Source organism: Pontibacter deserti, assembly GCF_023630255.1.
GTDB lineage: Bacteria > Bacteroidota > Bacteroidia > Cytophagales > Hymenobacteraceae > Pontibacter > Pontibacter deserti.
Window position 1 is genome coordinate 2,062,760 of record NZ_JALPRS010000001.1, and the last position, 13,522, is coordinate 2,076,281.

Here is a 13,522-nt window from a genome sequence, read left to right on the forward strand (position 1 = left end):
TGTACAATTCGTTAGAAACGTTATTTTTGGAATACAGAACCCTTTACATCTATTCCGCACCAATGAAAATCTTAGCCATCGGGCGTAACTACGCCGACCATATAGCTGAACTAAAGAACGAAGTACCCGACGAACCTGTCATTTTTTTTAAACCGGACACAGCCATACTTCGCCACAACGAGCCTTTTTATTACCCGGACTTTAGTAACGACATCCATCACGAAGCAGAACTTATACTTCGTATTTGCCGCGAAGGAAAGAATATTGATAAAAAGTTTGCACACAAGTACTACGATGGCATTGGCCTGGGTATAGACTTTACGGCCCGCGATCTGCAAAGCAAAGCCAAAGCCAAAGGATTGCCCTGGACGTTGGCCAAAGGCTTTAATGGTTCTGCCCCGATCTCAGAATTTATACCTCTAAACCAGTTCCCGGACCTGAAGAATATCAACTTTAGGCTGGATGTGAACGGCGAGACAAAGCAGAAAGGAAGCTCGCAGCTGATGATGAACGATTTCGATGATATCATCTCTTACATTTCCCGCTTTATTACGCTAAAAACAGGCGATATTATATTTACAGGTACACCCGAAGGCGTAGGCCCGGTTAAGATTGGCGACAGATTAGAAGGCTATATTGAAGACAGAAAACTGCTTGATTTTGAAGTTAAATAAGATATTCCCGCTTTTTATACTTGCCATACTCAGCACCCTGGACCTGGCAGCCCAGTACAATCCGCCTTACACGCCAACCCCTGGTTATTTCCTGTTCCCGATAAAACCCGGCGAACGCAATTACCTTTCCGGAAGTATGGGCGAGATACGTTCCAACCACTTCCATGGCGGTTTGGATATTAAAACTGACCAGCGGGAAGGCCTGAATGTATATGCTGCAGCCGATGGCTATATTTCACGGGTTAAGCAATCTACGTACGGGTATGGCAACATCATTTACATTACGCACCCTAACGGGCTGACGACTACCTATGCACACCTACAAAAGTTTGGCGATCCGCTGGGCACGCACATCCTTCAGAAGCAATACGAGAAGCAGACCTTTGAACTGGAGTTGTTTTTTGATAAAGACCAGTTCCCGGTAAAGCGTGGGGATATTATAGGCTTATCAGGTAACACAGGTGGCTCCGGTGGTCCGCACCTGCACTTCGAAATTCGTGATGCCCAGGACAGACTGTATAACCCGCTGAAGTATAAGTTTGCTGAGATAATAGATACCACACCGCCGGATATTTTTAGTCTGGGCATTTTGCCGCTTAACATTCATGCGCGCATCAATAACCAGTTTAACAGAGCGGAATATCGCACTAAGAAAGTAGGCACTAACTATAGCATACCTGACACTATTTATGCAAATGGGCTCTTGGGGTTAGAAATACAGACTACGGACCGTTACGACGGAACTACCAACCAAAACGGCACGCAGGAGGTAACGCTTTATGTCAATAACAAACCGATCTATAACCATGAAATAGAGCAGGTTCCTTTTGAGCTGTCGCGCCAGGTATCACAGCACATTAACTATTATATGTATAAGCGCAATGGCCGCACCTTCCAGAAAGCATTTATAGACCACGGCAACGACCTGCCACTTTATAAAGCCAATGGCAAACAAGGCCGCTTTAGTGTGCATCCGGACTCCACGTACCAGGTAAAACTGGTTGCTAAGGATACTTATAATAATGCGACTACACTTAGTTTTATAGTGAAAGGCCAGAAACCGGTATTTACCCAAACGCTTGCCAAAACGGTAAAAAAGCCGGATATGCATTACGAGATCATCGGGAATATATTAAAAGTTAGCGCTACCGATACCAGCAGCACGCCGCGCAATGTGGAGTTGTTTGTAAGTGGCAAGCGTTTTGACCTGGTACCAAGTTATATGGCTAACTCAGCATCGGTGGCTTTATACGACCTGCGCGCCGGTATGCCGGATTCGATAGGTTTCTGTAACGTAGGCAAAAGCTTTACTTATGAAAAAATGATCCCGCCAGGTGTAGAAGTAAACTATAAAAATGACTACCTGAGCATAGATTTCGGCAAAGAATCGCTGTACGATACATTGTACCTGAACACCAGCAAGAACAGCGATGTAGTTACCATAGGTGATTTTTATACACCACTGCATAAAGCCATAAATGTTACCATTAAAGTAGATACCACAGGTATAGATCTGGATAAAGCGGCTGTATACTTCTTGGGTTTAGGAAACGGACGTGGCTTTACGGGCGGCAAATGGAATGGCAATGCCATCACGTTCAGTACCAAAAATATGGGCAAGTTTAAAGTAATGCAGGATACCAAGGCACCAACTATAAAACTGCTCGGCAAAAGCCCGGCCCAGATCAGGTTTAAGATTGGCGATGATCTGTCAGGGGTACAATCATTTAATGCGTGGGTAAACGGCCAGTGGGTACTAATGAAATATGAGCACAAACAGGCGCTGATTTACTCTGAAAAACTCGATAAAAGTGTACCTTTGTCCGGTGAAGTAATTTTGAAGGTAAAAGACATAGCCGGAAACGAAGCTACTTACACTACCAAAATCTGACGTAAACTATGAATCTGAATATCGGCGATAAAGCCCCGGAGTTTGAAGGCAAAGACCAGAATGGAAATACGGTTAAGCTGAGCGACTACCGCGGTAAAAAAGTAATTTTATACTTCTACCCGAAAGACGATACCAGCGGCTGTACCGCTCAGGCCTGTAACCTCCGCGACAACTATAGCGACCTGAAAAAAGAAGGCTACGAAGTAATCGGGGTAAGTATAGACAGCGAGAAATCGCACCAGAAGTTCATCAGCAAGTATGAGCTACCCTTCACCCTGATAGCCGATACCGAGAAACAGATTGTAGAGCAGTACGGCGTGTGGCAGGAGAAATCAATGTACGGCCGGAAGTATATGGGCACGATGCGCTATACGTTCGTTATCGACGAAAACGGGGTGATACAGGATATCATAACTAAGGTAAAGACCGCCGACCACACACAGCAGATCCTGAAGTAAACATAAGAAGCGCAGCTATCCACACGGGTAGCTGCGCTTTTCGTATATTTGAATACCAATTCTTAATTCATAATTTCTAATTCATACTTAAAACCGTGAATCCACACAACAAAAGCATTGAAGAGCTGAAAGACATTTCATCTCAGGTACGTCGCGATATCGTGCGTATGGTGCATGCAGTAAATTCCGGCCACCCGGGCGGTTCGCTTGGCTGTACTGATTATTTCGTGTCGCTGTACTTCAAGCTCATGAACTACAGCACTGAATTTAAAATGAATGGTCAGGGCGAAGACCTGTTCTTCCTGTCAAACGGCCACATCTCCCCTGTATGGTACAGTACACTGGCTCGCGCTGGTTTCTTTGATGTTGCTGAGCTTGCCACGTTCCGTAAATTAAACTCAAGGTTACAAGGCCACCCGGCTACTGAAGAAGGCCTGGAAGGTATTCGTGTAGCTTCAGGCTCGTTGGGCCAGGGTTTATCGGTAGCTGTTGGTGCTGCGCAGGTTAAAAAACTGAACAAAGACAACAACCTGGTGTACGTGCTGATGGGCGATGGTGAGGTAGAAGAAGGTCAGGTTTGGGAAGCTGCCATGTATGCTGCTCACCATAAAGTAGATAACATCATTGCAACGATAGACTTAAACGGTCAGCAGATTGATGGGTCTACGGATGAAGTAATGAGCCTTGGAAGCCTGCGCAACAAGTTTGAAGCATTCGGCTGGAACGTGCTGGAAGCAGACGGTAACAACTTTGAAACACTGATACCGGCCCTGGAACAAGCTAAAGCCCAGACAGGAAAAGGAAAGCCAGTATTGTTACTGATGCACACGGAAATGGGCTATGGTGTAGACTTTATGATGGGTTCGCACAAATGGCACGGTGTAGCACCAAACGACGAGCAGCTGGAAATTGCACTGCAGCAGCTGGCAGTTAAACATGCATCAGATTACTAATAAGCTATAGATTTCAGTTTTATACTTCGGTTAGGAAACCATGGCATTCTGGTTTAGAAAGGTAGGGATTCTCCTGCTGTTGCTGGTTTTAACAGCAACCGGAATGGCTATTGCCCAGGATAAAAAACCAAAGCCTAAAACACGCATTCTGTTTCTGCTGGATGCTTCGGGGAGTATGATGGCCAAATGGGAGAATAGCGACCGTATGAGCGTTGCGAAAGACCTGCTGGCCCACCTTGTAGATTCGCTGGAGCGGTTTGAGAACGTGGAAGTAGCCTTACGGGCTTACGGCCACCAGCACGGCCGCGAGCTAAACGACTGCAAGGATACCAGACTGGAAGTACCTTTTGCGGTAAAGAATGCAGGTACAGTTAAGAAAAAGCTGGGTGAGATAATTCCGCGGGGGAATACACCAATTACTTATTCTCTGGAGCAAACAGCAAAAGATTTTCCGGAAGACCCGCGTGCGCGAAATGTAGTAATCCTGATTACAGATGGTTTGGAATCTTGTAACGGTGATCCCTGTGCAGTGTCGCTGGCCTTGCAAAGAAAGCGTATTTTTCTGCGCCCGTTTGTAATAGGTATAGGTATAGAAGCCGAGTACGAAAAACAGCTCAACTGCATTGGCCAGTACTTTAATGCTGCCGATGTAAAAACCTTTGAGAACGTGCTCACCGAGATCGTCACCCAGACATTAAGCGAAACCACCGTTAGCGTGGAGTTACAGGACGAGAATGGCCGCACGGTAGAAACGAACGTGAACATGACGTTCCTGAACTCGCTTACTGGTTTGCCGGAGTATAACTTTGTGCACTACCTTACCTCGCAGGGTAAGCCAGATATGCTGGAGATTGATGCACTGATGCCTTATGACCTGGTAGTGAACACTACTCCTGTGGTAATAGAACGCGACCTCAAAATAAGATCAGGCCGCCATAATGTCATCAAAGTAAAGGCACCTCAGGGCATTTTATACCTGCGCCAGGATGGGCCATCGCCTTACGGCCAGTTGCAGACTATAGTACGCCAAACTGGTGAAGTGCGAACCCTGAACGTGCAGCCTTTCGGTGATAAGCATAAATACCTGACTGGAAAGTATGACCTGGAAGTACTGAGCATGCCCCGGGTATACCTGAAAGATGTAGAACTGAAACAAGGGCAGATTAAAACCATAACCATACCGCCGCCAGGCCAGCTTTCTATCTCTTCGCAGATGCAGGGCTATGGCAGCATTTATACTTTAGATGAAAACGGTACACAAAAATGGTTATGCAACCTGCCTGAGAATAATAGCAAAGTAACTATACCGCTGCAGCCCGGTAACTATAAATTGGTGTACCGCATGAAGAATGCACAGTCAAGTAAGTTTACAGATGTGCAGGATTTCAATATTCGGTCCGGGGCAACAACCAATGTAAAGATTTTTAACAGATAATTAACAGGTTATACTTTAAAGTATAGCTAGCAACTTCTGACCTTTAAGAGATAAAAGTATACAATGAAAGATTTTCCATACACAGAGAAAAAAGATACCCGTTCTGGTTTCGGAGCTGGTTTGCTGGAGCTTGGCCGCACTAACCCAAATGTAGTTGGCCTGTGCGCCGACCTTACCGGCTCACTTAAAATGGATGCCTTCCAGAAAGAGTTTCCGGAGCGTTTCTTCCAGGTGGGTATTGCCGAAGCCAACATGATCGGCCTTGCTGCCGGTATGACCATCGGTGGTAAAATTCCATTTACAGGTACATTTGCCAACTTCTCTACAGGCCGCGTGTACGACCAGATCCGTCAGTCGGTAGCTTACTCTGGCAAGAATGTTAAGATCTGTGCATCTCACGCCGGCTTAACGCTGGGCGAGGACGGTGCTACACACCAGATACTTGAAGACCTTGGTATGATGCGCATGCTGCCGCACATGACCGTTATCAACCCATGCGACTTTAACCAGACCAAAGCAGCAACTATAGCTGTTGCCGAGCACGAAGGTCCGGTTTACCTGCGTTTCGGCCGTCCTACGGTTCCTAACTTTACGCCTGCCGATCAGAAATTTGAAATTGGTAAAGCCCTGATGCTGAACGAAGGAACTGACGTAAGTATATTTGCTACCGGCCACCTGGTTTGGAAAGCTATACTTGCAGGTCATATCCTGGCGGAAAAAGGCATCAACGCTGAAATTATAAATATCCACACCATTAAACCTTTGGATGCGGAAGCCATCTTAAAGTCTGTAGCTAAAACAGGTTGCGCCGTTACAGCTGAAGAGCATAACCGTTTTGGTGGTCTTGGCGATGCCGTAGCACAGGTGCTGATCTCAAACAATCCTGTTCCTCAGGAATATGTAGCCGTAAACGATACTTTCGGCGAGTCTGGTACGCCAGACCAGTTAATGGAGAAGTATGGCCTGACTGAAAACAACATCGTAGCTGCTGTAGAGCGCGCCATCAGCAGAAAAAAAGCTTAACAGTGCTCAGTTAACAGTAACCGGTTAACAACTATAAGTTAACAGGCTGTGCTGGAAAAGTACAGCCTGTTTTTCTTTATACTGCTTACTGCTAATTTAGAACTGTTTACTGCACACTATTTACTGTTACCTGTAAAAGTGGAAGACAAAGAGATATTAGAGAAGTTCGCTAACCCTGACAGCCGAAACCTGGCCTTTAACCAGCTTGTAAGGAAGTACCAGCAGAAAGTATACTGGCACATCCGCAAGATGGTGATCGACCATGAAGACGCCGACGACCTTACGCAGGAAGTTTTTCTGAAAGTATGGAAGCACCTGGAAAATTTCAGGCAGGATGCGCAGCTCTATACCTGGCTTTACCGTATTGCCACCAACGAATGCCTGACCTTCCTATCAAGTAAAAAAAGAAAGTTCTTTTTACCGATAAATGATGTTGCCACGGAGCTGGCAGAAAAGATCGATTCTTCCACGGATATTACCGGCGACGAGATACAACTTAAACTACAGAAAGCACTCCTTAAACTACCTGACAAGCAGCGCCTGGTATTTAACATGAAGTATTACGACGAATTGAAGTATGAGGAAATTTCTGAGATTCTAGGTACTTCTGTGGGGGCTTTAAAAGCATCTTATCACCTGGCTGTTAAAAAAATTGAAGAATTTCTGAAGCAGGATTAAACTATTGAAAGTAAACGCCATCTAACAGGTAAGAATATGAATACCAAGCATAAAAATTTTAATTTAAGCGACCTGCCCAAGCGCAATGTGTATCAGGTGCCGGAAGATTACTTCGACCGCCTGCCAATGCGCATTATGGAGCGTACAGCTGCTACTCCACAACAACAATGGCTGTCGGTACAGATATGGCAAAGCCTGCGGGTAGCTGTGGCACCGCTTGTTATGTTGCTGCTGTTTGTTGGCGTATTCTACTTTAGTTCAGAGTCGGTGCCGGAGCAGCAGGCATTAAACCTGGCTACCGTACCAGATACCGAAATAGTAGATTACCTGAGCACTTATGCAACAGTAGAGAGTGCCGACTTGGCAGAACTGAATACGCTGCAGCAACAGGAGCTAACTTCAGAATTTTTGAATGTGAGCGCTGCCACCGCCGAAGAAGAGCTGGAATATTATCACTTAAGAGATACTGATTACTAATTCACCCAATAGCATGAAGCGTTATATTTTATTACTGGTTTTCTGTGCGTTGCTGTTTGCCACAGATACTGCATTTGCGCAGGATAACCAGAGTGCACAGGAGAAACGCGAGCGCGTGGAAGCCGCTAAAATTGCTTTCCTGACGGATAGAATGGAGCTTACTTCTGAGCAGGCTCAGAAATTCTGGCCACTCTACAACGAGTACGAATCCAAGCGTCGCGAACTTTTAAAAGCATACCGCAGTGGTTACAGGCAAAATGTAGATGAACTGACTGAACAGGAGGCCAAAGCTCGTATTGAAACGATGTTTACAACCCGCGAAAAAGAACTTGCCCTGGAGCAGGAATATGCGGCAAGATACATGCGCGTGATCTCAAATAAACAGCTGATCAAACTCTACCGAGGAGAACGCGATTTCACTAAAATGCTACTAAAGCGCCTGGACAACAACCGGGCTTCCAGATAAAAGAATTTTGGCTAAGTTGAATGAGCAGAGGCGTCGCTGTAATGGTGGCGCTTTTTGTTTTTATTGAGCTTAGGTTAGCATTTCGAGCTTAATCTCTAGCTAACCTTAAAGCCCACACTTTACCAAAAGCCTTTGCTCCTGCTCAGCATCTTCTAATTCTTTAAAGTATAACTTCCTTGTTAAGTAACAGCGTAAATGAGTGTACAGACAACGCTTTAGTTTAAAGCGTAAGTAACCCGCTAATAAAGCAATAACATTTAAATCGTCTTTCTCAGTATATTTGCTTAACCACTTACCTTACTAAAACCAGCTATGAAAAAACAACCTGTCATTCCCTCTCAGATTTTCCTGGAGACTGAGCGGCTATACCTGCGCGAACTAAACCCAGAAGTATACAAATACCTGTTTACCGAATGTAACAGTTCCCGCATTGCAGAATATTTAGGCCTGAGTACCAGCAAAGAAGTAGAAACAGAGCGCGAGAAATATAACCAGGGAATGGAGACGTTCTATTCTACCTTCCTGAGCTTTCATATACTGGATAAACAGAGGGGTAACGTACTAGGTAAATGCGGATTTCATACCTGGATACCGAGCCATAGAAGAGCTGAAGTAGGTTATGAATTGTATGCTGATGAAAACAAAGGGAAAGGTTACATGACGGAAGCATTAGGTGCCATCCTGAAGTATGGTTTTGAGCAAATGAACCTGCACCGCATTGAAGCTTATATTGCCAGCTATAATATTCCATCTGCCAAGCTGCTGCAACGATTCGGCTTTACACAGGAAGGCAATGCCCGCGGACATTATGTAGTGAATGGTGTAAATGAAGACTCGCTTCTGTTATCTTTGCTGCAGCCGGAATATGAGCAACAGAAAAGCTCCTGGGGTGTAAAAGATCAGGCAATTCATAATTTATAGCTACCCATTGAAGTACATTATACTTAATAAACCCTACGAAGTACTCACGCAGTTTACCGACGAAACTGGCCGTGCTACGCTGAAAGATTATGTAAAGATACCGGACATTTACCCCGTTGGCCGCCTCGATTACGACAGCGAAGGGCTGGTGCTGTTAACAGACGACAAAACACTGCAACACCGGTTATCAGACCCAAAGTTTAAGATCGAAAAAACGTATTGGGTGCAGGTAGATGGCCTGCCAACCGAGGAAGCATTGGAAGAATTACACCGTGGTGTAAGTATAAAAGGAGTAAAAACCGCACCAGCCAAAGCCAGTATTTTACAACCTGCCCCTCTTGTTTGGGAACGCTCCACTCCTATCCGTTTCCGGAAAAATATTCCAACAACATGGGTAGAGATTAAAATATCGCAGGGCATGAACCGGCAGGTACGCCGCATGACAGCCGCTGTAGGTTACCCTACCTTACGCCTTATTCGCCCAGCTATTGGTCCTCTTGCCTTAGGTGATTTACAGCCCGGTGAGTACCGAGAACTTACAACCGAGGAGATAGCAGAACTGAAAAGCCTTACTGCTGGCAGTAGCTATAAAAAACCGGTAAAAAGCAAAAATACCGGTGGTCGCCACTACGACAGCCGCCAGAACTCAAGCCGTCCAAGACCTTACAAGCCTAAAGATAACAACCTTTAATACCTGCTTTGGGAAATATATTCCCAAGCTGGCGCGAGTCTCCAGACTCGTTCCTAATGTATGGTGTTGTGTCTCCAGACGCAACTGGGCCGGCAGGGGTGAAGGGCAAAGAGGCTAGCTATAGTTCATTAGTTGGTCCAACAACCCCTAACCCCTCCTTGTCTAAGGCGGGGAGCTTTTCTGCCTTTGCTATAGTTGGCATTATAGTTTTATAGTTCCCATTTCAACACCCCTGTAGTCCCCTCAAGGGGGCAGTTTCTAACCTCGTTACAGTTAGTATTATATTTACAGACTGTGAACGGACAAACACTACCTGCACAACATACTTATACTTTGTTGCCTGTAATATGCTTCACGATCTTTACGGCGTGTTCACGGGAGTTCTCAATAAACCATACTCTTGTATCCATGCCGCCGCAAACCACACCTGCCAGGTAGATACGAGGCATATTTGTTTCCATGGTTTCAGGGTTGTGCGTAGGGTGTTTCAGTGCGTCGTGGCTCAGCTCTATTCCGAGCTTTTTCAGGAAAGTGAAGTTCGGTTGGTAACCTGTCATGGCCATTACAAAATCGTTGGCTATAGTTATCACGCCGTCCGGAGTATCAATATCTGCTTCATCTTCGCGTATCTCCAGCAACCGCGAACTGAAATAAGCTTTTACTGCTCCTTCTGCAATTCTATTCTCCAGGTCAGGTTTTACCCAGTACTTTATACTTCCCAGTTCCGGCTCCCGCACTACCAATGTTACTTCGGCACCTTTCCGGTAAGTTTCCAGGGCTACATCGGCGGCAGAGTTGTTGGCCCCTATCACCAGTACTTTTTGCTTGTAGTAGTAATGCGGGTCGTAATAATAATGGCGTACTTTTGGCAGCTCTTCTCCCTTAATGTTCAGCAGGTTCGGGATATCATAAAAGCCTGTAGCAACTATAATGTGTTTCGATTTATAGTTGGCTTTGCTTGTGCTCACTAAGTATAGATCTTCTGATTCAGGAGATACAGCCAGTACTTCTTCAAAAAGGTTAATTTCCAGATCACCTGTTTCCGCTACTTTACGGTAATATTCCAGTGCTTCGGCACGGTTTGGCTTCGGGTGGATGCTCGGGAAAGGATAACCACCGATTTCCAGCCTGTCGGCAGTAGAGAAAAAAGTCATGTTGAGCGGGTAGTTAAACAGCGAATTAACTACGCAGCCTTTCTCCACGATCAGGTAAGTAAGGCCGGCTCTTTTAGCTTCCAGTCCGCAGGCCAGCCCTATGGGGCCGCCACCGATTATAAGTATATCGAACGTCTTCAAGTTTACTATTTTTCCTTCAACAGCTATACGGGTATTAGGTTTATCTTTTGTGCTTAAGTTACCGGTAAGTATAGAATTTCACACTCTAAACTCTTACACTCACCTGCCCATCTTGTAGTATTCACAAGTATTTTTGTAAAGTATACATATTATAAAGTAAAACAAACTCTACTTTTGTAAAATTTACTTTACATTTGTAAAACAAACCTTACATAACTATAAAATCATGAAAACACGTTTCCTTTTTCCGTACCGGTTTAAGATAATCGGTTGGATACTGCTGGTGCCGTCTTTTATACTTGGCCTGCTCCTTATTTTATCAGACCAAGATATTTTTAACCTGGAAGCAACTGTTTTTGCCCTCTACGATAGTGGCATTTTCGAGCCTGTTAAAGCTTTTTCGCCTATCCGAAATAACATTGTGGATGAACTGATAGCCATTACCGCTATAGTTGGTGGTTTGCTGGCTGCTTTTTCACGTGAGAAAGACGAAGACGAATATATTTCCCAGATCAGGCTGGAGTCGTTGTTGTGGGCTACCTACATCAATTATGGTTTCCTTATTTTCTCGATCGTTTTTATTTATGGCATTGCTTTTTACCAGGTACTGCTGCTCAACATGCTCACGGTGCTGCTTATTTTCCTGATCCGGTTTAATTTTATACTTTACCGTACCTCTAAAGCCTACGCATGAAAAATACGTTAAAAGTGCAACGGGCCATTCATAACCTGACCCAGGAAGAACTGGCCAAAAAAATAGGCGTAAGCAGGCAAACTATAAATGCCATGGAGCTGAGCAAGTATGTGCCCTCAACGGTGCTGGCGCTTAAGCTGGCGCGTGTGTTCGATCAGAAAGTAGAAGATATTTTTACGCTGGAAGAAGATGATTAACAGGCTCTAAACCTTAACTTAAGGCAACAACAATTCTGACCTATGATTTTAAATAAACCTGTCGAATCCTTACCTGTAGCTCCGGATCTATACCTGCGCCCGGTAACCGTAGCTGATGCACCGGCTTTGTTCAGGATCATAGATAGTCAGCGCCCGTACCTGCGTGAGTGGCTGCCTTTTGTTGACCTTACCCGACAGGTTTCTGATACTACTTTATACCTGCAAACCATAACCTTAAGCACCACCGACAAAGTTTTTGTAATACTGGTTGATGAGGTCGTATCGGGGCTGATCGGGTTTAAAAGTATAGAGATGTTTAACCGGAAACTGGAAGTTGGCTATTGGCTGAGCCAGCACCAGCAGGGCAAAGGGATAATGCGCCGCTGTTGCAGCCGGCTGATAAAGTATGCATTTGAAGAGCTCCGGATGAATCGTATTCAGCTTAAAGTTTCTCCAGAAAATCACCCTAGCCGCAATATCCCCAGAAAATTAGGTTTTACGCTGGAAGGTATAGAACGTGAAGGCGAACTCCTGAACGGCAATTTCCATGATCTGGAAGTATACAGCCTGCTTAAAAAAGAATGGCAAGCGCAACAGCCGGTTTAATCTATTTATTTGGTTAACTATTGTCAGAGCCAAGCAACAGCGAGATAGGCCGCATGTGCTCGTGCTTATCTGCAATAAGCTTAAGTATAGCTAAAAACGGGATAAACAGGATCATACCGGATGCACCCCAAAGTATACCCCCGGCAACTATAGCCAGTAACGTAAACAGCATATTTACCTGTAGCCTGTAGCTCACAGCCCACGGAAAAATAAGATTCGCTTCCAGGTACTGCACTGCCGCAAACACAATTACAACACCCAACGGATACCAGGCCGAGTCGTACGTAATCCAGGCTACAGCCATGGGTAGTATAGCCCCAATGGTGATGCCAACATAAGGTATAAAGGTAAGTATAGAAGCTACCACCCCAAAGAACAGCGCATGCGGCACACCAATTATTAGCAGGCCGATTGTATTTAGTGTGCCTACAATGGCATAAACTATAGCCATTCCTTTTATAAAATTATAGTAGGTAGTAATTGTTTCCTGCAGTATGGTTTTGATCTTATGATGCTCGGTCCGGTAAAAGAGGGAAAATAATGCTCTGGCTAATTGTTCGCGGTTATAAAGAATAAGTACCACGTACAATGGGATGAGCACCAGCAGCACCACCGATACTACCGAAGTATAAAGCAAACTCTGGATCATACTTAAAAGATTGGCAGCTATGTTATTTCCCATACTCTCAAGCCAGTTAACCTGCCGTGCCACTTTTAGATTAAATTGCTGCTCCAGGTGCGCGCTAATATCCTGCAAAGCAGCTAACAGCTTTTGCTGCAGATTCGGCCACTCTTCTACCAGGCGCATTAACTGGTTTACCAGCAGCCAGGTAAGCCCGCCAAAAAGAATGAGCAACACCAGCAGGCAAACAGAAATGGCTCCCCAGCGAGGTATACCCCTTAGCTCCAGCCAGCGACAGATCGGGTAAAGCACAAAACTGATGAGCAAGGCAAAACTAAGCGGCACAAACAGCGAACGACCTACATACAGCACAATACCCAGCAATACGGTGTACTGCAGCAATTTTAGCCAGTTTACCTTAGTGCTTGTATCCATAATAAC

The 13,522-nt window shown here is 45.1% G+C and carries 16 protein-coding genes; 14 read left to right on the forward strand and 2 right to left on the reverse strand.

Annotated elements, in window-relative coordinates:
- Positions 1-62: 62 nt before the first annotated feature.
- The 11 genes from MJ612_RS08960 (at position 63) to MJ612_RS09010 (ending at position 9,667) form a co-directional block, all read left to right on the forward strand.
- Positions 63-674: a fumarylacetoacetate hydrolase family protein gene (locus MJ612_RS08960; protein WP_187033155.1), complete on the forward strand. Its 612-nt coding sequence runs from the start codon at positions 63-65 to the stop codon at positions 672-674.
- Positions 661-2,565 carry a M23 family metallopeptidase gene (locus tag MJ612_RS18350; protein WP_317233044.1) on the forward strand — a complete coding sequence of 635 codons (1,905 nt, stop codon included), beginning with the start codon at positions 661-663 and terminating at the stop codon, positions 2,563-2,565. Before MJ612_RS08960 ends, MJ612_RS18350 begins: the two co-directional genes overlap by 14 nt.
- Before the next feature lie 8 nt (positions 2,566-2,573).
- Positions 2,574-3,023, forward strand: coding sequence for a thioredoxin-dependent thiol peroxidase (gene bcp, locus MJ612_RS08970; RefSeq protein WP_187033156.1), 450 nt, complete (start codon positions 2,574-2,576; stop codon positions 3,021-3,023).
- Between the two features lie 95 nt (positions 3,024-3,118).
- Positions 3,119-3,976 carry a transketolase gene (locus MJ612_RS08975; RefSeq protein ID WP_187033157.1) on the forward strand — a complete coding sequence of 286 codons (858 nt, stop codon included), beginning with the start codon at positions 3,119-3,121 and terminating at the stop codon, positions 3,974-3,976.
- A gap of 40 nt (positions 3,977-4,016) precedes the next feature.
- A complete protein-coding gene (locus MJ612_RS08980) occupies positions 4,017-5,411 on the forward strand; it encodes a vWA domain-containing protein (RefSeq protein WP_187033158.1) in 1,395 nt (464 codons plus the stop codon).
- 63 nt (positions 5,412-5,474) lie between these two features.
- The gene (locus MJ612_RS08985) at positions 5,475-6,434 is read left to right on the forward strand and encodes a transketolase family protein (RefSeq protein WP_187033159.1); all 960 of its coding nucleotides are present in this window, start codon (positions 5,475-5,477) and stop codon (positions 6,432-6,434) included.
- Positions 6,435-6,572: 138 nt separating this feature from the next.
- Positions 6,573-7,112, forward strand: a complete 540-nt coding sequence (locus tag MJ612_RS08990; protein ID WP_187033531.1) for an RNA polymerase sigma factor — start codon at positions 6,573-6,575, stop codon at positions 7,110-7,112.
- Positions 7,113-7,148: 36 nt separating this feature from the next.
- Positions 7,149-7,589 (forward strand): hypothetical protein, encoded by a 441-nt coding sequence (locus MJ612_RS08995; RefSeq protein WP_187033160.1) that lies wholly within the window; start codon positions 7,149-7,151, stop codon positions 7,587-7,589.
- Positions 7,590-7,602: 13 nt separating this feature from the next.
- On the forward strand, positions 7,603-8,055 hold the full coding sequence (locus MJ612_RS09000; protein ID WP_187033161.1) for a hypothetical protein: 453 nt from the start codon (positions 7,603-7,605) through the stop codon (positions 8,053-8,055).
- 312 nt (positions 8,056-8,367) lie between these two features.
- Entirely contained in the window at positions 8,368-8,976 is a 609-nt protein-coding gene (locus MJ612_RS09005) for a GNAT family N-acetyltransferase (RefSeq protein WP_187033162.1), read from the forward strand.
- A 7-nt stretch (positions 8,977-8,983) separates the two neighbouring features.
- On the forward strand, positions 8,984-9,667 hold the full coding sequence (locus MJ612_RS09010) for a pseudouridine synthase (RefSeq protein WP_187033163.1): 684 nt from the start codon (positions 8,984-8,986) through the stop codon (positions 9,665-9,667).
- Between the two features lie 326 nt (positions 9,668-9,993).
- Here the strand turns inward: MJ612_RS09010 and MJ612_RS09015 are convergent, their stop codons facing one another.
- Positions 9,994-10,971, reverse strand: coding sequence for a YpdA family putative bacillithiol disulfide reductase (locus MJ612_RS09015; RefSeq protein ID WP_394802024.1), 978 nt, complete (start codon positions 10,969-10,971; stop codon positions 9,994-9,996).
- 217 nt (positions 10,972-11,188) lie between these two features.
- On the opposite strand from MJ612_RS09015, the gene MJ612_RS09020 reads away from it, so the two are divergent.
- The 3 genes from MJ612_RS09020 to MJ612_RS09030 are packed head-to-tail and all read left to right on the forward strand — an operon-like array spanning position 11,189 to position 12,459.
- Entirely contained in the window at positions 11,189-11,656 is a 468-nt protein-coding gene (locus MJ612_RS09020; RefSeq protein WP_250419103.1) for a hypothetical protein, read from the forward strand.
- Positions 11,653-11,853 carry a helix-turn-helix transcriptional regulator gene (locus tag MJ612_RS09025; protein ID WP_187033165.1) on the forward strand — a complete coding sequence of 67 codons (201 nt, stop codon included), beginning with the start codon at positions 11,653-11,655 and terminating at the stop codon, positions 11,851-11,853. The genes MJ612_RS09020 and MJ612_RS09025 overlap by 4 nt, the downstream gene beginning before the upstream one ends.
- Positions 11,854-11,895: 42 nt before the next feature.
- Positions 11,896-12,459, forward strand: a complete 564-nt coding sequence (locus tag MJ612_RS09030; RefSeq protein ID WP_187033166.1) for a GNAT family N-acetyltransferase — start codon at positions 11,896-11,898, stop codon at positions 12,457-12,459.
- A gap of 13 nt (positions 12,460-12,472) precedes the next feature.
- Here the strand turns inward: MJ612_RS09030 and MJ612_RS09035 are convergent, their stop codons facing one another.
- Positions 12,473-13,516, reverse strand: coding sequence for an AI-2E family transporter (locus MJ612_RS09035; RefSeq protein ID WP_187033167.1), 1,044 nt, complete (start codon positions 13,514-13,516; stop codon positions 12,473-12,475).
- Between the last annotated feature and the right edge of the window lie 6 nt (positions 13,517-13,522).

Coding starts and splice junctions, on each gene's coding strand:
- bcp (WP_187033156.1), top strand. CDS start 2,574: ATGAATCTGAATATCGGCGATAAAGCCCCGGAGTTTGAAGGCAAAGAC.
- MJ612_RS09030 (WP_187033166.1), top strand. CDS start 11,896: ATGATTTTAAATAAACCTGTCGAATCCTTACCTGTAGCTCCGGATCTA.
- MJ612_RS09005 (WP_187033162.1), top strand. CDS start 8,368: ATGAAAAAACAACCTGTCATTCCCTCTCAGATTTTCCTGGAGACTGAG.
- MJ612_RS09035 (WP_187033167.1), bottom strand. CDS start 13,516: ATGGATACAAGCACTAAGGTAAACTGGCTAAAATTGCTGCAGTACACC.
- MJ612_RS09020 (WP_250419103.1), top strand. CDS start 11,189: ATGAAAACACGTTTCCTTTTTCCGTACCGGTTTAAGATAATCGGTTGG.
- MJ612_RS09000 (WP_187033161.1), top strand. CDS start 7,603: ATGAAGCGTTATATTTTATTACTGGTTTTCTGTGCGTTGCTGTTTGCC.
- MJ612_RS09025 (WP_187033165.1), top strand. CDS start 11,653: ATGAAAAATACGTTAAAAGTGCAACGGGCCATTCATAACCTGACCCAG.
- MJ612_RS08985 (WP_187033159.1), top strand. CDS start 5,475: ATGAAAGATTTTCCATACACAGAGAAAAAAGATACCCGTTCTGGTTTC.
- MJ612_RS08995 (WP_187033160.1), top strand. CDS start 7,149: ATGAATACCAAGCATAAAAATTTTAATTTAAGCGACCTGCCCAAGCGC.
- MJ612_RS08960 (WP_187033155.1), top strand. CDS start 63: ATGAAAATCTTAGCCATCGGGCGTAACTACGCCGACCATATAGCTGAA.
- MJ612_RS08980 (WP_187033158.1), top strand. CDS start 4,017: ATGGCATTCTGGTTTAGAAAGGTAGGGATTCTCCTGCTGTTGCTGGTT.